Origin of the sequence: Serratia sp. Ser99 (genome assembly GCF_024519545.1) — a bacterium.
Classification (GTDB): Bacteria; Pseudomonadota; Gammaproteobacteria; order Enterobacterales; family Enterobacteriaceae; genus Serratia; species Serratia liquefaciens.
On record NZ_JALJRT010000002.1, the window covers coordinates 647572 to 667174 of the forward strand.

Sequence of the window (19603 nt, forward strand, 5' to 3'; positions counted from 1 at the left end):
GGCGCGGTATCAGCCGCGCCCTTCACGATGTTTACTTTCCTGCCGGTGCCTGCGCACCCAATATCCCCTTACCTTCCGGCACTTCGGTAAAGCGGCTGAGGATTTCGCTGTAGGTTTTCGCCGGATCCAATTCCTTGAACTGATTCGGATAGATAAACTTCGCCAGATATTCCAGCCCGACGATGTTGTACGGGTGGTTATAGAAGTTATGGTAAATGCCGTAGAAGCGCCCCTCCTTCACCGCCGTGACCTGGGCGAAACCCGGGCGTTGCTTCATCCGGTTAAAAGCGTCATCAACCTGCTGCTGCGTCACGCCGTAACCAAAGGGCACTGCGGCATTGGTTTTGGTCGCCCATTGAGAGCCGGACACGATATAGGCGTCAGGTTTCATGCTGATCACTTTTTCCAGGGAGACATCGCCGGTTGCGCCAGGCAACAATGCGGAGCCCAGGTTACGTGCGCCTACCGCCTCGATCATCCCACCCCAACCGACGTGAGAATGAGTGAAACAACAGGACTCAAGCCCGTTAAGACCGGCTTTTGCCTCGATAAATACCAACGGCTTTGGCTCGACGGCTTTGGTTTTATCCAGGATGTTCTGATAATGCTGCTGATAGAAGTCGGTGTACTGTTTCGCTTCGCTTTCGCGGTTGAGGGTCTCACCCAGCAGCGTGATGCTTTTCGGGGTGTTTTCCACCGGTTTGAGCATGGTGTCGATAAACAGCACCGGAATGTTGAGCGCTTTCAGCTTATCCAACACGCCAGTCTGGCTCAGTGAAGGCTTGGAACGCAGTTGAGCCACCATCAGATCAGGCTGTTTGGCGATCACGCTTTCCAGGTTGACCTCGCCCTTATCACTAAAGCCCATATCGATAATGCCGTTGGCTTCCGGCCACTTGTTACGCAGGATCTTCCAGGTTTCACCGTCGCTTTTCTTGAGCAGGTTATTCCAGGCCACCAGCCGGGCGAAAGGATCGGCGCGGTCGAGCAAGGCCAGCGTCAGAATATCGCGCCCGTCCTGCACCACAATGCGTTTCGGCTCTTGCTTGATGGTCAGGCTCTGGCCAGAGGTATCTGTCAGGGTTAACGGATAAGTAGTCGCCATCGCCTGAGCGGACAAACCGCAGGCGCAGGCCAAAGCCAACAGGGTGATTCGACGGTGCACGTAAAACTCCTTAGCGTAGGAAATCAGTGCGGAAATAATAATGAGAACCGCTCCCATTATCAAAGAGAACCCCGGGTGCGTTTTCGCTTAATTGAAAAGGGATGTGAACAGGGAAAAAGTAGCGCACCGGATCCGATGCGCTACTGAGGTCAAATCAGGCCGTAAATCAGCGCCGACAGCGCTATCAGGCCCATCACCAGGACAAAGACGTTACTTAGCGCACGATAGCGGCGCATCGCGGGCACTGCACGCACAGCGTACATCGGCAGAATAAACAGGATCGCTGCAATCAGCGGACCGCTGATGGTTTCGATAATGTGCAGCGCACTTGGGTTCCACACCGTCGCCGCCCAGGTCAGCAGGAACAGCGATATCGCAGAAATCCGGTGCGTAATTCGCGAGCTCAAGGGTTTGCCAACCGCTCGCGTCAGGCCGTCGATCAGGCTGGTTGCCCCTTCAGTCACGCCCAGGGAAGTGCCGAGATAAGACTTGGCCATCGCCAGCATCGCCATCATTGGGCCAAGGTAGGCGATCAGCGGGTTGGAGAATTTGTTCGCCAGCGTGGTCAGCACGGTGATGTTTTGATCTTTCGCCTGCTGCATATCCTCATGAGACAGGCTCAGTACGCAGCTAAAGACAAAGAACAAGACGGTGACGCAGATCAGCACATAGCTGTAGCGCATGATACGCGCGCAGCGGCGTTCGGCCTTCTCACCGTACAGGCTCTTTTGCGTGGAGGCGAAGGACGAAATAATCGGCGCATGGCTGAAAGAAAACACCATCACCGGCACCGCCAGCCACAGTGAATGCCACAGGTCCGGGCTGCTGAACTGGGTGTTGGCCAGGCCGCTGACAAAGTTTGCCGTTTGCCAGGTGGGTACCAGATACAGCGAGATACCCATCAAAAACACCAGCAGCGGGAACACCAACATGCCCATCGCCGAAACGATAGCGTCTTTGCCGCGCAGCAACACCAGATTCAGAACCACCACCACCGCCAGGCTCAGCCAGACACGCGGCAGCGGCGCCAGATGAAACTGATGGATCAGGAAGCTGTCCAGCGCATTGGTGATCGAGATGCTGTACACCAGCACGATCGGGAAGAACGCCATCAGGTACAGCACCATGATGATTTTGCCGGCCAGCACGCCAAAGTGCTCCACCACCACATCATGGATATTGCCGTCGCGGCTGGAGCCGGACAGCACAAAGCGGCTCAATGCGCGGTGCGGTAAATAAGTCAGCGGGAAAGCGAACAACGCCATCAACAACAGGACCAGCGGACCATTCAGACCTGCATTGATCGGCAGGAACAGGGTTCCTGCGCCGACAGCGGTGGCATAGAGCCCAAACATCCACACGGTATCGGTTTTATTCCATTTGGCAGCCTGGGCGGTTGCCAGCGTGCCTGAATCGGGAGAAATCGTACTCATAAGAAAGCTTACCTTACTCTTCAGCGACAACGATTGCGCTCAACGGGATATCCTTCTCCGCGAATTTTTAATATTAATCAGTGGATTAACGCAGTATTTCACTCTTGTTCCTGCTAAAAGGACGGCAAAGGATAATGAAAAATGCGGCTCGGGTCTATGTTTTATCGGCTGACAGAGTGATTTACGAGCAGAAAATGCTGCCAAAATCAGCACGCCGGGCCAAAAGAAAAGGGCCTCGAACGAGGCCCTTTCAGATTTACTTGTTGGCGTCCGGATGTTCCGGCACGGCGGCGCTGCCCATCTCCTTCTCATCGCGGATCATCGAGCGGTCTTTACGCACGCTGGCCACGTCTGAGGCGTCGATTGGCTTGGCGCTGTTGCCCCAGCTTGAACGGATGAAGTTCACCACATCCGCTACCTGCTGGTCGTTCAGACGCCAACCGAACGGCGGCATGGTGATGTTGGAAACCGCCCCTTTCACCGCCGGCGTGGTGTTACCTGTCAGCACGATATGAATCAGCGAAGTCGCGTCTTCGGTCTGTACCACCGGATTGCCCTTCAGCGCCGGGAAGGCGCGTTTATAGCCGACGCCATCGGTGCGGTGGCAGGCCGCGCAGTTATCGACGTACAGCGCCGCTCCGGGCTTGCTGTCGTTACCACGCCACAGATCCTTGGCGACGCTGTCTTCGACCGGTGCCGCCTGCTGCTTGCCGTCTTTCGGCGGCAGCGTTTTCAGATAGCGCGAGATCGCCGTCAGATCCTCATCGCTGAGATACTGCAGGCTGTGCTCCACCACGTCGCTCATGCCACCAAACACGATAGATTTGTCGTTGCGTCCGGTTTTCAGGAACTCCGTCAGTTCGGCTTCGCTCCAGGTCCCCAACCCATCCTTGTTGTCACCGCGCAGGCTGGAAGCCACCCAACCGTCGATCGGCGCATTGCTGCCGGACAGATAGGTATCGCCGTCGTTATTGCTCAGCGCTTTTTCCTGCATGGTAAGGCTACGTGGCGTATGGCAGGCGCCACAGTGACCCAGCCCTTCCACCAGATAGCGACCGCGTTCAATCACCGGATCCGCTTTGGTGTCAGCCACAAAGTCGGCCGGTGAAGGCGCAAACATGCCGCGCCAGATGCTCAACGGCCAACGCATCGACAGCGGCCAAGGAATGTCGGAATCCTTGTTGGCCTGCTCCACCGGTTGCACACCGTGCATGAAATAGGCGTACATGGCGCGCATGTCATCCTCTTTCACCAAGGCAAACGACGGATACGGCATCGCCGGGTACAGGGTGCTGCCGTTTTTGGCGACGCCTTTGCGTACCGCATTGTCGAAGTCTTCGAAGCTGTAATCACCGATACCGGTTTTCTTGTCCGGCGAAATATTGGTGGAGTAGATGGTGCCGATCGGCGTTTCCATCGCCAGACCGCCTGCAAACTCTTTACCGCTTTTGCCGTTAGTGTGGCAGGCCACGCAGTCACCGGCGCGCGCCAAATACTCGCCGCGTTTGATCAGCTCGCTGCTGACCGTGGCGTCCTGCGCCCATACGGAAAAACTCAGTGCACTGAGAACCAGTGCGGGAACAAATGCTTTCATCAGTCGCCGTCCTTATGCCTGCACCAAAGGGCCTGGGTTTTTCAGATACTGCTCGCGAATGGCACGGGCAGACCAGTAAGCCAACGCGGCCACGGTGCCGGTCGGGTTGTAACCCAGCCCCTGAGGGAAGGCCGACGCGCCGATCGAGAATACGTTATGCACGTCCCAGCTTTGCAGATAGCGGTTCACCGCGCTGGTTTTCGGATCTTCCCCCATCACCGCCCCGCCGTTCATATGGGTGGTCTGGTAGCTGGTGGTATCAAAGTGGCTATTGGCGTTTTTCGGGCTGCCGGCGATCAGTTTAGGGTTCATGGCCTTGGCGATAGGTGCCATTTTGTCGTACATGAACTGCGACATCTTGACGTCATTTTCCTGCCAGTCGAACGTCATGCGCAGCAAGGGCTGGCCGAAGACGTTCTTGTAGTTGGGATCGAGGTCCAGATAGTTGCTGCGGTACGACTGATGCGCACCGTGCGCATCCATCGATACATGGTGGGTATAAGCATCGGCCACTGCCGCTTTCCACTTGCTACCCCAGGCTGGCGTTCCTGGCGGCGTTGGCAAGCCGGAAATAGGCTTGGTCCCCGCCTGGTTGACCCAGAACGGCGAACCGCCGACGAAGCCTTCTTTGGCATGATCAAAGTTATCGGCGTTGAAGTCGTCAACGCCGACACCGTTACCGCCGGCCCCGATGAACGGGTTGGTGTATACGTCCTTGTCGAAGAACGCCTTGATGGTGGTCATGTTCTGATAGGCGAAGTTACGCCCTACCACACCCTCGCCGGTCACCGGATCGTAAGGTTTACCGATGCCGGACAGCAGCATCAGGTGCACGTTGTGGAACTGGAATGCCCCCAGGATCACCAACTCCGCCGGCTGCTCGACTTCACGACCCTGCGCGTCAATGTAATTCACCCCGGTCGCACGGGATTTATCGGCGGTCAGATTCACTTTCAACACGTTAGCGTTAGTGCGCAGCTCAAAGCGTTTTTCCATGCGCAGCGCCGGCAGAATGTTGACGTTCGGCGAAGCCTTGGAATACATGTAGCAGGCATAACCGCTGCAGAAACCGCAGAAGTTGCACGGCCCCATCTGCGCACCGTACGGGTTGGTATAGGAATCGGAGGTGTTGGCGGAAGGCAGGTTATACGGGTGATAACCTACTTCCAGCGCCGCTTTCTCGAACAGCTGGGCAGAGAAGGTATTTTTCTGCGCCGGCAGCGGGAAGTCGTCCGAACGGTCACCCGCGAACGGGTTGCCGCCCTTTTGACCCACTTTCTGGCCTTTTATGGTCCAGGCGGTGCCGGAAGTACCGAATACTTTTTCGGCCTTATCGAAGAATGGCTCCAGCTCGGCGTAGCTCACGCCGAAATCCTGGATGGTCATGTCTTTCGGGATAAAGCTCTTGCCGTAGCGCTCTTCGTAATGGCTGCGCATACGCAATTCAATAGGATCGACCCGGAAATGGACGCCGGACCAGTGCAGGCCCGCACCGCCCACGCCGGTACCCGGCAGGAACGCCGCCAACTGGCGGTAAGGCACCGCAGTCTGGCTGGTATTGTGACGAATGGTCACGGTGCTTTTCGACAGATCCTGGAACAGCTTGCGGCGGATGTTATAGGTCAGTTCGTCGATCACCTGCGGATAGGAACCGTCCGGATAGGTATCGCGCATCGGGCCACGCTCCAGCGCCACCACGCTCAGGCCCGCTTCGGTCAGCTCTTTGGCCATAATCGCGCCCACCCAACCGAAACCGACGATCACCGCGTCTACTTTTTTCATTACCGTTGCCATTGTTACCCCCTCTCCCCACGAATCGAGACCGGAGGTAAGGGATAACGTTCCCCTCGCTCAACCCAGTCCATAAAGTCGGCGCGCGCGCCCGGAAAATTAATCAGCTTCCAGCCAACCATGTCTTTATTGCCGCCATGGATCGGGTCGCTGAAGAAACCTTCGCGGGTGTTTTGCAACAGGTAGGAGAAGAACAATTTTGCCGGCAACTGCGAGAATTCCGCCTCTCCGGACTCAAACTTCTGCAACAGCGCATCCTGCTGTGTAGCGTCAAGTTCAGCAAAGGGTTTACCGGCGGTTTTCTTGCAGTAGGCATCAGCATCTGCGATGCCAAGGTTATAGATCTGTTTTGGCACCAATGGCAGTTGATAACCCATTTCTTTCGGTGCATCCGGGTTAAACGGTCCCTGCATGTACCAAATAGAACCGGTGGCGTACGGGGTATTCATTTGACGATCGATAAACTCCGGCACGCCGGCCTCCAGCGCACCGGGGCCGCGTTCATCCGCCGGGATCAGTCGCGCCACAGCGGCTTTAACGAAGGCCCACTCTTCCGGCGTAAAGAAAGTCGGTTGGTAATCTGGCTGTTTTGAGGTGTCTGTTGCCGCAACCGCCGGGATTGGAGCTGTCAGCGCACTCACGCCACTGCCGCCAATCACTGCTGCGGGAATTAAAGTCATCGATTTCAACAGGAAATCGCGCCGTGAATTGTTAGTTTTATCGTCCGACATATCACATTCCATCCAAAGATAATCACAACTATTTAACCTCAACCTTGCGGTCGATGCGGGTTTTAAACACAAATTGTTACTTATTTGTATATTTATTGAAGACCAAAATGTGAACAAAAGCCAAAATGTTACCGGTAACTTATTGAATAAACGTAAAGATTTGATGGGTAATGTAAAGTTAACGATTCGTGCGGTTTTTTAGGTAACAGGATGGGAAATAACGAAAAATGAGAGATGTGTCGCGAATTTAGCGCAAGCCAATAAAAAACCGGCTGCTGACGCGGCCGGTTTTACGAAAAAATCTTGGCTAGGGTGACATCGCCTGGTAGGCGGTGGTCACTTTCCAGAGATAGCGTGGTGCCTGCGGGGCAGGATGCTTTTTCTGGATGTGTTGATAAAACTCATCCGGGCTCATTTGGTTGATGCGGTTCACCGCCACACGCTTGTCCGATGAGAAAGTGCGAAGCATAGCGCCCGCCCCATTCACGTAGGAAACGATGGTGGCGTAACGCAACGTCTGTGGGTTGTTGATCCCGGCTAGCTGCTGGCTTTGAAGAATATTGATATAGGCCGTTCCCAGATCAATATTGACCGCCGGATCCTTCAACTCACGCGAGCTTGGCTGCCCGCTTCTTCCTTTTAAACGATAGGCATCACGCCCGGCGGTTGAAGGCTTCAGCTGCATTAATCCCACTGCGTTCGAGGTGCTGACTGCGTTCGGGTTAAACCCGGACTCCACCTGAATAATCGCTTTAATCAGCGTTTCGTCAACGCCATAGCTGCTGGCTGCCTGACGAATGTAATCGTTATAGGCTATCGGTGTCCCCGTGCGGTTAACCGGTGCCTGCGGGGGGGTTTTTAGCCAACCACCACGCGATGTGCCACTGCCTGAATTATTAGTTGCTGTTTGCGGGTCTTTCGCACACCCCGACAAAAGCAAAATTGCCGTCAGGCAACCTATTTTTGTTTTCACAGAATCCCTCACTCCTTTCAATGAGTTGCGTAGCATATACAACTTGTAAGGACGCCTGTACGGTTTTTTTGGTCTATTCTCAAGCTACTCGTATACCAAGAGGTGATTTATGAGTCAATCTGCAACGACGTGTTTTGTGGTCACTTTTCGCTATCAGGAAGAAGGATTAGCTGATTTAGCCAAGCTGACAGGACAATTAACCCTGCAAGGATTTGTCACGTCGGTGGCCGACGAAAATGGCGTTCCGCACGAGCTGGGCAGCAACAGTTTTGCGTTAATAACCCCACTGGATCAAGAGGATGTACGGCAATTGGCCCAGAAGCTTGGTCAGGTGGCCTTGGGCAAGGCGCCGGAGGCCGACATCGTCACCTATGAGGACTACGTAAAGCGGTTACATACTGATACATAAAATGCTATAACTCACTGCTGGGTATTATTTCGCTTCGCTGTGGAAATAACCGGCAGTTTGCCTGCAGGTGACGCTTGACTTTGCTCTAATTGATATTGATAATCATTTTCATTTGAGCCAGGAGATGTCACCATGTTTTTGAAACAACGCGCTTTTCCCCGCCTATCCCTCGTTAAGAACAGGGCCTACTTCCGCCCTTTCACCCTGCTGTGTCTGTTGTTGACCGCCAGCCTTGCCAGCCATGCCGCGTTGGCGGAAAAGAAGCTGCGTGTGGTGACTACTTTCACCATTATTCAGGACATTGCCCAGAACGTAGCCGGTGACGCCGCCGTAGTGGAGTCGATCACCAAACCGGGTGCAGAGATCCATGATTACCAGCCTACACCACGCGACATCGTCAAAGCGCAGCACGCCGACCTGATCCTGTGGAACGGCATGAATCTGGAACGCTGGTTCCAACGCTTCTTCGAGAACATTAAACAGGTGCCTGCGGCCGTGGTCACCGAGGGCATCACCCCGCTGCCGATCCGCGAAGGGCCTTATAACGGCAACCCGAATCCACATGCCTGGATGTCTGCCAGCAATGCGCAGGTGTACATCGAAAATATCCGCAAAGCGCTGGTGCAGTACGACCCGGCCAATGCGGAAACCTACAATCGCAATGCTAAAGCCTACGCCGCCAAAATTGCCGCGCTGGATGCCCCGCTGCGCGAACGCCTGTCTCGCATTCCGGAAGCCCAGCGTTGGCTGGTGACCAGCGAGGGCGCCTTCAGCTATCTGGCCAAAGACTATCAGTTGAAAGAAGTCTATCTGTGGCCGATCAACGCCGATGAACAAGGTTCACCGCAGCAGGTTCGCCGGGTGATTGACGCCGTGCGTGCCAACCACATCCCGGTGGTGTTCAGCGAAAGCACTATTTCAGACAAACCGGCCAAGCAGGTCGCGAAAGAAACCGGCGCAAAATACGGCGGCGTGCTCTATGTCGACTCCCTGTCCACCCAGGATGGCCCGGTACCGACCTATATCGACCTGCTCAACGTCACCGTACAAACCATTGCCAAAGGATTTGATCAATGACAAGTGAGGTTTTTGTCCGCCCTGAGTTGAGCGTGGACGACGTTACCGTGACCTACAACAACGGCCATACCGCGATCCACAACGCCAGCTTTACCCTGAGCGGCGGTGCCATCTGCGCGCTGGTTGGCGTCAACGGCAGCGGTAAATCGACCTTGTTCAAAAGCATTATGGGCCTGGTGCGGCCCACCACGGGCCGCGTACAGCTCAACGAGCAGCCGGTCGCGCAGGCATTAAAGAAAAACGTTATTGCTTACGTGCCGCAAACCGAGGACGTTGACTGGAATTTCCCGGTGCTGGTGGAAGATGTCGTCATGATGGGCCGTTACGGCAAGATGAACTTCCTGCGTATTCCTTCAAAGGAAGACCGGCTGCGGGTGGACAAGGCGCTTGAGCGCGTTGGGCTGAGTGAGTTACGCACCCGCCAGATCGGCGAGCTTTCCGGCGGGCAGAAAAAACGCGTCTTTCTGGCGCGGGCACTGGCGCAACAAGGCAGCGTTCTGCTGCTGGACGAGCCTTTCACCGGGGTCGACGTCAAAACCGAGAACGCCATTATCGATCTGCTGCGCGCACTGCGTGATGAAGGCCACCTGATCCTGGTTTCAACCCATAACCTGGGGAGCGTACCGGAATTTTGCGATCGGGTTATCCTGATTAACCGCACGGTGCTGGCTGCCGGCCCAACAGAAACCACCTTTACCCAAAGCAACCTGGAACAGGCGTTTGGCGGCGTACTGCGCCATATCAATCTGTCAGGCCCGGATCTGCACGACGACAACGATCCGCGCACGGTCACGGTATTGACCGATGACGAGCGGCCAGCGGTGTTCTACGGCCATACCAAGAGCGATCCGCCGGCGCAAAGCCAGCCGAAGGAGAAACAACCCTGATGCTGGAACTTCTGCTGCAACCCTTCAGTTACAACTACATGGTCAAAGCCATTTGGGTCAGCGCCATCGTCGGCGCCGCCTGCGCGTTCCTTTCGGCCTACCTGATGCTAAAGGGCTGGTCGCTGATGGGGGACGCACTGTCGCACTCGGTGGTACCCGGCGTTGCCGGGGCCTATGCGCTAGGCCTGCCCTACGCCGCCGGAGCCTTCTTCACCGGCATGCTGGCCGCGCTGGCAATGACGCTGGTGCGCCACGTGACTCGCCTGCGCGAAGACGCCATTATCGGCTTTATCTTTTCCACCTTCTTCGCCGTAGGCCTGTTGATTGTGTCGCTAAACCCGACCTCGGTTAACGTCCAGTCGATTATCTTCGGCAATATCCTCGGTATCGCCGATGAAGACGTTTTGCAGGTCGAGATTATCATCGGCGTTTCGCTACTGATCTTGTGTCTGGTGTGGAAAGACTTACTGGCAGTGTTTTTTGACGAAAACCACGCCGTGTCTATCGGCCTGTCGCCGCTGCGGTTAAAGATCCTGTTCTTCACCCTGCTCAGCGCCTGCACCGTAGCGGCATTGCAAACCGTTGGCGCCATTTTGGTGATCGCCATGGTGATCACGCCGGGGGCTACCGCCTACCTGCTGACAGACCGCTTCAGCCGGTTGGTGATTATCGCCATCGTGATTGGCGCACTAACCAGCGGCCTGGGCGCTTACCTCAGCTTCTTCCTCGACGGGGCTACCGGCGGGGTGATCGTGACTCTGCAAACGCTGGTATTCCTGGCCGCCTTTTTCTTCGCCCCCAAACATGGGCTACTGGCGTCCAAACGCCGCGTAGCACGTGAACAGACCGGAGGCCACTGATGGAAACCCTGTATCAACTGCTCAGCGAGCCCTTCGCCTATCCCTTTATGCAGCGGGCAATCCTGGCCGCCATCGTGACCGGCGTGGTGTGTGCAGTGCTCTCTTGCTATCTGGTGCTCAAAGGCTGGTCGCTGATGGGTGACGCCATCTCGCATGCGGTGCTGCCCGGTATCGTGGTGGCGTTCGTGCTCGGCATCCCAGTGGTGATAGGTGCCTTCTTCTCCGGTATTTTCTGTGCGGTAGCTACCGGTTACCTGAAAGAAAACAGCCGGGTGAAAGAGGACACGGTGATGGGGATCGTTTTCTCCGGCATGTTTGCCTTTGGCCTGGTGCTGTTTTCCCGTATCGATACCGATCAGCACCTCAGCCACATTCTGTTCGGCAATATGCTGGGCATTACCGACGCAGAGCTGAAACAGACGTTGCTGATGGCTGGCATTACGCTGCTGGTGGTGTTGCTGAAACGCAAAGATTTGATGCTCTACTGTTTTGATCCCAACCATGCCAGGGTGATTGGCCTGCCGGTGAAACTGTTGCACTACGGGCTGCTGTGCCTGCTGGCGCTGACGATTGTCGCCTCATTGCAGGCCGTCGGGGTCATTCTGGTGATTGCGATGTTGATTGCTCCAGGCATCATTGCCTTCATGCTGTGCCGCAGCTTCGACCGCATGCTGATAGTCGCCACGGTGGTGTCTGTGTTCTCCTGCGTACTCGGCACCTTGATCAGCTTCCACATTGACGGTGCCACCGGCCCCTGCATTGTGATAGTCCAGGCCATTCTGTTTGTGTTCGCCCTGCTCTACAGTAAATTTAAACCGTTACAACGTCACGAAAATGGAATGCTCGACGCAAAACCTTGAAACAGGCGGCGGTGCCTAATGGCGCCGCCGCTGCTCATTACGGCTGCTGATAGATATCCGGTCGGACAATATGCCAGACAAAATCCTCGCGGTTTACCGCTTCATAACCCACCTTTTGATACAACCACGGCGCAGTACCGGTCACCAGCATAATCCGTCGCAGCCGCTGCAACACCGGGTGCTCCAGCGTGCAGTCCATGAACCAACGCGCTAACCCTTGTCCCTGGTAGTCCGGGGAGACAAACACATCGCACAGATAGCCAAAAGTGGCGTAATCCGTCACCAGACGCGCAAAACCAATCTGCTGGTGTTGATGGTACAGGCCAAAGCACAGGCTATTGTCGATAGACAACTGCACCGTCGGCAACGAAATGCCGCTCGCCCAGCTTGAAGTGGTCAAAAATGCGTGAGTAAAGGAGAGGTTCAATTCACTTGTATCGCAGTTGATCCGGTATTCCCCTCGCTGCCACTGCCGGTTTTGCTCCATTGTTGTTCATCTCATTGATAATGATAGTTATATGAATCCTGCCCTTGCCGTAATAGCTGACGACCTTATAAACATCGCTCTCACGCCGCCAAGTTGCAACAGACGTCGTACTTAAATTAATCAATAGCGTATATACTTTGAGCAAATGCGATGGCGATAAAATCGCCGGTTGTTGGTGCCAGCTGTGCGCCAGGTCGTGTTTTCACAGGGCTAAAGACGCTAACCTAATGAATTCGCAGGCAACACAGAGGGGGTGTACCATGTGGCAAGCCGTTAGCCGTCTGTTAAGTGAACATCTTGGCAGCGCAGAAATCCGCGAAAGGACCGAACTGCCCGGGGGAGAAATCCATCCGGCGTGGCGCGTGAGTTACGGTGACAATCAGGTGTTTGTCAAATGTGACGCTCGCGAACTGTTGCCCATCTTCACCGCCGAAGCCGACCAGCTGGCCTTGCTGGCGCGCAGTAAAACCGTGCGGGTTCCGCAGGTGTACGGCGTAGGCAGCGATCGCGATTACAGCTTCTTGCTGCTGGAATACCAAACCCTGAAACCTTTAGACGCCCATGGCGCTCACTGTCTCGGACAACAGCTGGCCCATTTACACAAGTGGAGCGAACAGCCGCAGTTTGGCCTCGACTTCGACAACGACCTGTCCACCACCCCGCAGCCCAACGCCTGGCAGCGCCGCTGGTCAGAGTTTTTTGCCGAACAGCGCATTGGCTGGCAACTGCAGATGGCGGCAGAGAAAGGCATGACCTTTGGGGATATCGATGAGATTGTCGACATCGTGTATCTGCGTTTGCAGCATCATCAGCCGCAACCTTCTCTTCTGCACGGGGATTTGTGGCCGGCCAACTGCGCAATGACCGCCGACGGCCCACTGCTGTTCGATCCGGCCTGCTATTGGGGCGACAGAGAGTGTGATTTGGCCATGCTGCCGCTGTATCCGGAACTGCCGCCGCAGATTTACGACGGCTACCAGAGCGTCTGGCCGTTAGAGAGCGGCTTTATCGAACGTCAGCCGCTTTATCAACTGTATTACCTGCTCAACCGCAGTAACCTGTTCGGCGGGCAGCATCTGGTTCGGGCCCAACGCGCGGTGGAAGCGTTGCTGCATCCCGAGTCCCGATAAAATAAAGGCGCTGAAATCAGCGCCTTTTTAATGAGCAGCCGTTATCAGGCCGCCCCGGCCAGTTGGCCGAGCAGCTTGATCACAAACCAGCCAATCACCGCAATCACCACCGGCAAAATGTACAGCGGGAAGTATTGCAGCAAGATGGTGTGGTGCGGCAGCGTAATGCGCTCTTCCAACTGCGCACGCGTATGCCCTTCGCTGCCTTTAGCCTGTTCGAGGATCATCTGGTCTTCCAGGCCTTCGCGGATAAACTTCACCTGACGTGACATACGTGCGCCAGAGGCCTGCAGCGCCAGCCCGACAAAAATCAGAATATAAATGATGATAAACATCAGGTTCGCGCCGCTGAACAGGCTTTTTTCTACGTCCGGTACCGGCGAGTTATACCAGAAGATATTCAGGAACGGGGTGTTAAAGCGCACCATATCTACCATTACGTGAACGAAATCCAGCATTACTGCGTTGATGCCTTTGGTCTTTTCGCTGTGTTGATACACAAACATCAGCAGCGAGATCAGCGTTGACAGTAACGCAGGGATGAAAACCACCCAGCCAAGAATACGTTTTAAAATGGCAATGCGCCCAGCCTGTTGATACGTCATGTGTTCCCCTTGTAAGCGACGTAACCGTAATGGGCTAAGTCTACCTGTAGTTATTGAAACTCGCCCACCGTTTTCTTCAGCACTGCTGTGCTACAAGCGTAGCCGGGATTATCCGAAATCAACAGCTTAACGGCGAGCGCGCGTTGCCGGTAAATAGTTATATAGTTAAATCAAACCGTTTAAACAGGGGCCTTCATGATTCGGCTGATTATCTTATTGCTGGGTGCGCAAGCGCTGCGGGGGCAACGCCGCCTGCTAATGCTGTTCGGCTGGGCGTGGATCGCCGTAGGCGCGCTGATGCTGTTCGATGTACTTCAGGACGGGCGTTCGGTGCTGGCGTTGGATGCGCTGGCGGTACTGCTGGCGCTGGAGGGATTAGTGGCGATTTCCGCCGCACTGGTGATCGGCTCATCCGCCAGTCGCCCAGTGATGCTGAAGGGATTGGGCTTTTTGTTTCTGGCCTTTTTAGTATGGGACGTGCCCGCCGACGACAACATCGTCGCCACGCTGGTGTTTGGCAGCGCGCTACTGCTTGACGGTGCGGTTCGCATTGCTTCTTCTACGGTGATCCAGCACAGCCGCTGGAAACCGGTCGCGCTGGCGGGCAGCGGCGAAATACTGCTTTCGCTGATGATTTTTATTGGCTGGCCGGTGCCGCATCGGATGACGGTTCCTTTTTGTATCGGCGTGATGATCCTGCTTTCCGGCTGGGCACTGTTACGCATTGCCCGCAGGCTGGAAAGCTTCTCGCTAAATCAGAACCCGCAGTTAGCCACGCAGCCGCAAACCAATGACGCTAATCCGCTCAGGGTGTATGTCTGGACACCGACAGGATCGGCAAAAGATGCCCGCAGGCGTTACATCGTCGATCGCTATATCGCGGCGGTGGACGGCAGCGGCAATATATCCACTGGCCATGCCGCCCTGGCGTTGGCACCGGACGTGTATATCAGCCACTATCCGCTTAACGAAATCAGCCAGTCTGCACAAGATTTCCGCCGGCTATTGCACTCCGGCGAACAAAACAACGTCGACGGACGCTTTCTGCCCGATTTGCAACAGGAAGTGGCAGCCTGGTGCCCCCCGGACAAAAGAATACAGTTTCGCCGTTACAACCCGACGGCATTACGCGCCTTCTGGCAGCGTTATCGTCAGGATGCCACTTACAATCTGACTCGTCGCAACTGCTCCACCACGGTTATTCAGGCGCTCGATAGCGCGCTGGAAGGCGTACTGGGCGATAAACATCTGTGGCGGCGTTTCCTGTTGCTGATACTCGATCCCAACCTGTGGATGTTGGCGGTGCTGCGTAGCCGTGGCGAAAGCATGACCTGGACACCGGGGTTGGTGCTTGATTATGCCCGCATGCTGCAACAGGTCACCGAACGCCAACATCAGCGCTGGTGGCTAAAAGTGCAGGAGATGTGGCGCATCCTGCGTTTCGGCAAGGCTCAGCCACGCAGGCAAAAATTTTAGTCTCAACGCCGGCGATGTTAAAGTGTCGGGCACATTCACCGGCAGGAGTTAACCGATAATGGCCTATTCGCAACGCATTGAAACCGCTATTTTTGATATGGACGGTTTATTGATCGATTCAGAACCGCTGTGGCTACAGGCAGAGCTGGATATCTTTGGCGCACTGGGGCTGGATTTGTCAGACCGCCACAAACTGCCGGATACCCTGGGTCTGCGCATCGATCTGGTGGTGAAGATGTGGTACCAGGCCATGCCGTGGCAAGGGGTGTCGCAAGAAGAAGTCTCTGCGCGTATTATCGAGCGCGCCATCGAGCTGGTGCGTGAAACACGCCCCCTGCTGCCTGGCGTACAACAGGCGCTGGAGCTGTGCCGCAGCCTGGATCTGAATATTGGCCTGGCCTCCGCCTCACCGCTGCACATGCAACAACAGGTGCTGCAGATGTTTGACCTCGAAGGCTACTTTGATCAACTTGTCTCCGCCGAGTACTTGCCTTACAGCAAGCCGCACCCGGAAGTGTACCTGATCGCCGCCGAGCGCCTGGGCAGCGATCCCCTGCGCTGTATAACGCTGGAAGACTCGTTCAACGGCATGATTGCCACCAAGGCCGCGAGGATGCGTTCTATCGTGATCCCTGCGCACGAGTATCGCCATGATGGCCGTTGGGCGCTGGCCGACCACAAGCTCGATTCCCTTGAGCAACTGACCTCCGATCATCTGGCCTGATTTTTACGGCATCGGCTTACTGCCGGTGCCGCTAACCTGACTTCTCCCGCCTTTTCGTTGCTTAAGTTCAAAATCTGGCTGCACGTCATAAAATAAATAAAACATTATTTCATTTTTATTGAGTTACTGTAGCGGCCTCATTATGCTGCAGTTCAAGAAAGTCGCCGGACGTTAGGCACAGGCTGTCACTGCCACGCAGCCTTACGCTCTCGTCCGGCGCTTTCTCCTACGCCCATCCCCTTACCGCAGAAAAAGCGTACAGCACTTGGCCATTTAAGTAACAAGCCGTTGTAAAACCGGGAAAAATAAACAATTGGTTACAGGGTAACTGCTTCCACTACTGGGAATTTTCCCATATACTGGATAAATTAACAGTTTATCAGCCGGAACAGCAGTATGACCGCGGAAGGACATCTTATTTTTTCTGTCGCTTGCGCGATTTTCGCCAAGAAGGCCGAGGTGACCCCAGAGCTGGCAACGGGCGACTGGTGGCACATCATCCCTGCCGCGCTGTTGACCTCACTGCTGCCCGATATCGATCACCCCAAGTCGGTACTGGGCCAACGGTTGCGCTGGATTGCCATTCCGATATCGCGCGCCTTCGGCCACCGCGGTTTTACCCATAGCCTGCTGGCGATCGCCGGCGGCATGGCGTTGTTCCAGCTTGACGTGCCGCGCAGTTGGCCGATTCCGGCCGACGTCTTGCATGCCATGATCATCGGTTACTTCAGCCATCTGCTGGCGGATATGCTCACTCCCGCCGGCGTCCCCTTACTCTGGCCATGCCGCTGGCGTTTTCGTCTGCCGCTGCTAAATTCTCAGAAAGGCAATCAGCTTGAGCGCGCCCTGTGCCTGTGTCTGGTGGCTTTCGCTATCTATTGGCAGGGCGGATGCACCATCCCAGTGCAGTCTTATTTTGAGCAAATAAAAAATATCAGACTGTGATCACATAAAAACGGACACTTAATAACCACAGAGTGCGTAAATTAAACAAATTTACGCAATGAGTTATATCAAATTCCATTTGGATATAAGTGAGCCGTTAAGCAAACTGTTACGATATTTAGTATCGCTACGCCATGGTGCATAGCCATTTTCATATAAGAAAAAATTTTGGAGACATTGGGGATGAATTTTCCGCTGGTTATTAACGTGGTGATTTTTGTCGCCCTCCTTTTGCTGTTGGCGCAAAGCCGCCATAAGCAATGGAGCCTGGCGAAAAAGGTACTGGTCGGCCTGGTCATGGGTGTGGTGTTCGGTTTGGCACTGCAGCTGGTGTACGGTTCGGACAATCCGGTACTGAAAGAATCCATCAGCTGGTTCAACATCGTCGGTAACGGCTATGTGCAGCTGCTGCAAATGATTGTCATGCCGCTGGTCTTCGCCTCGATTCTGAGCGCGGTCGCCAAGCTGCATAACGCCTCTTCCCTGGGGAAAATCAGCTTCCTGACTATCGGCACCCTGTTGTTCACCACGCTGATTTCGGCGCTGGTGGGCGTGCTGGTAACTAACCTGTTCGGTCTGACCGCTGAAGGCTTGGTGCAGGGGGCGCAGGAAAGTGCGCGTCTGTCCGCAATCCAAAGCAACTATGTGGGCAAACTGGCCGACCTGACCGTACCGCAGATGGTGCTGTCCTTTATTCCTAAAAACCCGTTCGCCGATCTGACCGGTGCCAGCCCTACCTCGATCATCAGCGTGGTAATCTTCGCGACCTTCCTGGGTGTGGCGTCGCTGCAGCTGCTGAAAGACGACAAGCCGAAAGGTGAGCGCGTGCTGGTCGCTATCGACACCCTGCAGGCCTGGGTGATGAAGCTGGTGCGTCTGGTGATGAAACTGACTCCGTATGGCGTTCTGGCGCTGATGACCAAAGTGGTTGCCGGCTCTAACGTTCACGACATCATCAAACTGGGCAGCTTCGTCGTGGCTTCATATCTGGGTCTGGCGATCATGTTTGCGGTGCACGCTGCCCTGCTGGCCTTCACCGGTGTTAATCCGCTGAAATTCTTCCGCAAGGTATGGCCGGTCATCACTTTCGCCTTTACCAGCCGCTCCAGCGCCGCCAGCATTCCGCTGAACGTGGAAGCGCAAACCCGTCGCCTGGGCGTACCGGAATCCATTGCCAGCTTCTCGGCCTCGTTCGGCGCTACCATTGGCCAGAACGGCTGTGCAGGCTTGTACCCAGCGATGCTGGCGGTGATGGTGGCCCCAACCGTCGGGATTAACCCGCTGGACCCGGTGTGGATCGCGACCCTGGTCGGTATCGTCACCATCAGCTCTGCCGGTGTAGCCGGCGTGGGTGGCGGCGCGACTTTCGCTGCGCTGATCGTGCTGCCGGCAATGGGTCTGCCAGTGACGCTGGTTGCCCTGCTGATCTCCGTTGAACCGCTGATCGACATGGGCCGTACCGCACTGAACGTCAACGGCTCTATGGCTGCGGGTACCATCACCAGCCAACTGATGAAGCAAACAGACAAGTCCATTATGGACAGTGAAGACGAAGTGGAACTGGCTCACCAGTAAATCTCGTCGGCAATAAAAAACCGGGGCTTGTTCGCAGCCCCGGTTTTTTTATATCTGCAATCCACTCAGGGCCGTTCGCCCGCCACCAGTCGCTGATTGATTTCAGCAATCACATCAGGCAGTTGTGCCAATGTATCAATCACGTAGTGCGCACCGGCGGAATACAGTTTATCGGTTGCCAAAGCGCGCCGCTTGTTAACTTCCGACTCACTCATTTGTTGGTATTCCTGCCAGGTAGCCCCAAACTCGTTACCCGACAGTGCCAGCCCGATGCTCCACATGCCTGCATTCAATCCTTCACTGATGCCCGGCACTGCATCATCCACTTTCACACAGTGCGCCACCGAATCGATACCCAGCGTAATCACGTTTTGCAGCGCCATCCACGGGCCTGGACGCCCACCAGCGGCCAAATCGTCAGTCGCAACCCAGTGATCCGGCGCGTAACCTCGCAGCGCTGCTGCCGGCGCCAGCACCTCCATCACCGCCCGCGGATAGCCCGAACAGGAACCTATCTTGATGCCCTGCTCACGCAATGCAGCAATCACCTGTGGCACACCCTCAATCGGATCGGCAAAGTCGACCACCTTGGCAATTTGCAACGGCATAAAAGCCTGGTACAGCGCGTCAATGTCCTGATGACTCATGGAGCGGCCCAACTGCTGCCGCCAACGCGCATCCACCTCGGGCAATTTGCCCAAAGCCTCAATGTGCTGCCATTTGCCCAACCCCATCGGAATGCGCGCCTCCGCCAGGCTGATGTCGATATCAAAGGTCTGCTTAAAGGCTTCAACAAAAATCTGCGTTGGCGCAAAGGAGCCGAAATCTACCGTGGTGCCGGCCCAGTCGAGTATCACTGCGTTAATCTGACTCATGCTCAT

The 19603-nt window shown here is 55.5% G+C and carries 19 protein-coding genes; 10 read left to right on the plus strand and 9 right to left on the minus strand.

Going from position 1 to position 19603, the window contains the following annotated elements; genetic code table 11:
* Positions 1–31: 31 nt before the first annotated feature.
* The 6 genes from NR114_RS07105 to NR114_RS07130 all read right to left on the minus strand — a co-directional run bounded on the left by NR114_RS07105 (position 32) and on the right by NR114_RS07130 (position 7687).
* Positions 32–1165: an ABC transporter substrate-binding protein gene (locus tag NR114_RS07105; protein ID WP_046375047.1), complete on the minus strand. Its 1134-nt coding sequence runs from the start codon at positions 1163–1165 to the stop codon at positions 32–34.
* 149 nt (positions 1166–1314) lie between these two features.
* On the minus strand, positions 1315–2598 hold the full coding sequence (locus NR114_RS07110; RefSeq protein WP_020826575.1) for a septum site-determining protein: 1284 nt from the start codon (positions 2596–2598) through the stop codon (positions 1315–1317).
* A 256-nt stretch (positions 2599–2854) separates the two neighbouring features.
* Positions 2855–4192, minus strand: a complete 1338-nt coding sequence (locus NR114_RS07115; protein WP_048762668.1) for a cytochrome c — start codon at positions 4190–4192, stop codon at positions 2855–2857.
* A gap of 12 nt (positions 4193–4204) precedes the next feature.
* Positions 4205–5986 carry a GMC family oxidoreductase gene (locus tag NR114_RS07120; RefSeq protein ID WP_116690643.1) on the minus strand — a complete coding sequence of 594 codons (1782 nt, stop codon included), beginning with the start codon at positions 5984–5986 and terminating at the stop codon, positions 4205–4207.
* A gap of 2 nt (positions 5987–5988) precedes the next feature.
* Entirely contained in the window at positions 5989–6714 is a 726-nt protein-coding gene (locus NR114_RS07125) for a gluconate 2-dehydrogenase subunit 3 family protein (RefSeq protein WP_234529484.1), read from the minus strand.
* 307 nt (positions 6715–7021) lie between these two features.
* Positions 7022–7687 carry a transglycosylase SLT domain-containing protein gene (locus NR114_RS07130; RefSeq protein ID WP_020826571.1) on the minus strand — a complete coding sequence of 222 codons (666 nt, stop codon included), beginning with the start codon at positions 7685–7687 and terminating at the stop codon, positions 7022–7024.
* Positions 7688–7796: 109 nt separating this feature from the next.
* Between NR114_RS07130 and ghoS the strand changes: the two genes are divergently transcribed.
* From ghoS to NR114_RS07155, 5 genes are all read left to right on the plus strand, one after another.
* On the plus strand, positions 7797–8096 hold the full coding sequence (gene ghoS, locus NR114_RS07135; protein ID WP_116690645.1) for a type V toxin-antitoxin system endoribonuclease antitoxin GhoS: 300 nt from the start codon (positions 7797–7799) through the stop codon (positions 8094–8096).
* A 132-nt stretch (positions 8097–8228) separates the two neighbouring features.
* Positions 8229–9173, plus strand: a complete 945-nt coding sequence (locus NR114_RS07140; protein WP_046373757.1) for a metal ABC transporter substrate-binding protein — start codon at positions 8229–8231, stop codon at positions 9171–9173.
* Positions 9170–10060 (plus strand): manganese/iron ABC transporter ATP-binding protein, encoded by an 891-nt coding sequence (locus NR114_RS07145; protein ID WP_020826568.1) that lies wholly within the window; start codon positions 9170–9172, stop codon positions 10058–10060. Before NR114_RS07140 ends, NR114_RS07145 begins: the two co-directional genes overlap by 4 nt.
* Positions 10060–10920, plus strand: a complete 861-nt coding sequence (gene yfeC / locus NR114_RS07150; RefSeq protein ID WP_046373759.1) for an iron/manganese ABC transporter permease subunit YfeC — start codon at positions 10060–10062, stop codon at positions 10918–10920. Before NR114_RS07145 ends, yfeC begins: the two co-directional genes overlap by 1 nt.
* On the plus strand, positions 10920–11780 hold the full coding sequence (locus NR114_RS07155; RefSeq protein WP_020826566.1) for a metal ABC transporter permease: 861 nt from the start codon (positions 10920–10922) through the stop codon (positions 11778–11780). Before yfeC ends, NR114_RS07155 begins: the two co-directional genes overlap by 1 nt.
* A gap of 37 nt (positions 11781–11817) precedes the next feature.
* On the opposite strand, the gene NR114_RS07160 is transcribed toward NR114_RS07155, so the two are convergent.
* Positions 11818–12267, minus strand: coding sequence for a GNAT family N-acetyltransferase (locus NR114_RS07160; RefSeq protein WP_234529485.1), 450 nt, complete (start codon positions 12265–12267; stop codon positions 11818–11820).
* A gap of 260 nt (positions 12268–12527) precedes the next feature.
* Here NR114_RS07160 and NR114_RS07165 point away from each other — a divergent pair, with 260 nt between their 5' ends.
* Positions 12528–13397 (plus strand): fructosamine kinase family protein, encoded by an 870-nt coding sequence (locus NR114_RS07165; RefSeq protein ID WP_020826564.1) that lies wholly within the window; start codon positions 12528–12530, stop codon positions 13395–13397.
* A 44-nt stretch (positions 13398–13441) separates the two neighbouring features.
* On the opposite strand, the gene NR114_RS07170 is transcribed toward NR114_RS07165, so the two are convergent.
* A complete protein-coding gene (locus NR114_RS07170; protein WP_020826563.1) occupies positions 13442–14002 on the minus strand; it encodes a YniB family protein in 561 nt (186 codons plus the stop codon).
* A 195-nt stretch (positions 14003–14197) separates the two neighbouring features.
* Here NR114_RS07170 and NR114_RS07175 point away from each other — a divergent pair, with 195 nt between their 5' ends.
* The 4 genes from NR114_RS07175 (at position 14198) to NR114_RS07190 (ending at position 18722) form a co-directional block, all read left to right on the plus strand.
* A complete protein-coding gene (locus NR114_RS07175; protein ID WP_116690648.1) occupies positions 14198–15478 on the plus strand; it encodes an HdeD family acid-resistance protein in 1281 nt (426 codons plus the stop codon).
* A gap of 58 nt (positions 15479–15536) precedes the next feature.
* A complete protein-coding gene (hxpB, locus tag NR114_RS07180; protein ID WP_201895336.1) occupies positions 15537–16202 on the plus strand; it encodes a hexitol phosphatase HxpB in 666 nt (221 codons plus the stop codon).
* Positions 16203–16598: 396 nt separating this feature from the next.
* A complete protein-coding gene (locus NR114_RS07185; protein ID WP_020826560.1) occupies positions 16599–17147 on the plus strand; it encodes a metal-dependent hydrolase in 549 nt (182 codons plus the stop codon).
* A 183-nt stretch (positions 17148–17330) separates the two neighbouring features.
* Positions 17331–18722, plus strand: a complete 1392-nt coding sequence (locus NR114_RS07190; protein ID WP_020826559.1) for an L-cystine transporter — start codon at positions 17331–17333, stop codon at positions 18720–18722.
* A gap of 65 nt (positions 18723–18787) precedes the next feature.
* Here the strand turns inward: NR114_RS07190 and phnX are convergent, their stop codons facing one another.
* The gene (phnX, locus tag NR114_RS07195) at positions 18788–19597 is read right to left on the minus strand and encodes a phosphonoacetaldehyde hydrolase (RefSeq protein ID WP_234529486.1); all 810 of its coding nucleotides are present in this window, start codon (positions 19595–19597) and stop codon (positions 18788–18790) included.
* Positions 19598–19603 lie beyond the last annotated feature (6 nt).

Coding starts and splice junctions, on each gene's coding strand:
- NR114_RS07110 (WP_020826575.1), bottom strand. CDS start 2,598: ATGAGTACGATTTCTCCCGATTCAGGCACGCTGGCAACCGCCCAGGCT.
- NR114_RS07115 (WP_048762668.1), bottom strand. CDS start 4,192: ATGAAAGCATTTGTTCCCGCACTGGTTCTCAGTGCACTGAGTTTTTCC.
- NR114_RS07120 (WP_116690643.1), bottom strand. CDS start 5,986: ATGGCAACGGTAATGAAAAAAGTAGACGCGGTGATCGTCGGTTTCGGT.
- NR114_RS07125 (WP_234529484.1), bottom strand. CDS start 6,714: ATGTCGGACGATAAAACTAACAATTCACGGCGCGATTTCCTGTTGAAA.
- ghoS (WP_116690645.1), top strand. CDS start 7,797: ATGAGTCAATCTGCAACGACGTGTTTTGTGGTCACTTTTCGCTATCAG.
- NR114_RS07140 (WP_046373757.1), top strand. CDS start 8,229: ATGTTTTTGAAACAACGCGCTTTTCCCCGCCTATCCCTCGTTAAGAAC.
- NR114_RS07145 (WP_020826568.1), top strand. CDS start 9,170: ATGACAAGTGAGGTTTTTGTCCGCCCTGAGTTGAGCGTGGACGACGTT.
- yfeC (WP_046373759.1), top strand. CDS start 10,060: ATGCTGGAACTTCTGCTGCAACCCTTCAGTTACAACTACATGGTCAAA.
- NR114_RS07155 (WP_020826566.1), top strand. CDS start 10,920: ATGGAAACCCTGTATCAACTGCTCAGCGAGCCCTTCGCCTATCCCTTT.
- NR114_RS07160 (WP_234529485.1), bottom strand. CDS start 12,267: ATGGAGCAAAACCGGCAGTGGCAGCGAGGGGAATACCGGATCAACTGC.
- NR114_RS07165 (WP_020826564.1), top strand. CDS start 12,528: ATGTGGCAAGCCGTTAGCCGTCTGTTAAGTGAACATCTTGGCAGCGCA.
- NR114_RS07170 (WP_020826563.1), bottom strand. CDS start 14,002: ATGACGTATCAACAGGCTGGGCGCATTGCCATTTTAAAACGTATTCTT.
- NR114_RS07175 (WP_116690648.1), top strand. CDS start 14,198: ATGATTCGGCTGATTATCTTATTGCTGGGTGCGCAAGCGCTGCGGGGG.
- hxpB (WP_201895336.1), top strand. CDS start 15,537: ATGGCCTATTCGCAACGCATTGAAACCGCTATTTTTGATATGGACGGT.
- NR114_RS07185 (WP_020826560.1), top strand. CDS start 16,599: ATGACCGCGGAAGGACATCTTATTTTTTCTGTCGCTTGCGCGATTTTC.
- NR114_RS07190 (WP_020826559.1), top strand. CDS start 17,331: ATGAATTTTCCGCTGGTTATTAACGTGGTGATTTTTGTCGCCCTCCTT.
- phnX (WP_234529486.1), bottom strand. CDS start 19,597: ATGAGTCAGATTAACGCAGTGATACTCGACTGGGCCGGCACCACGGTA.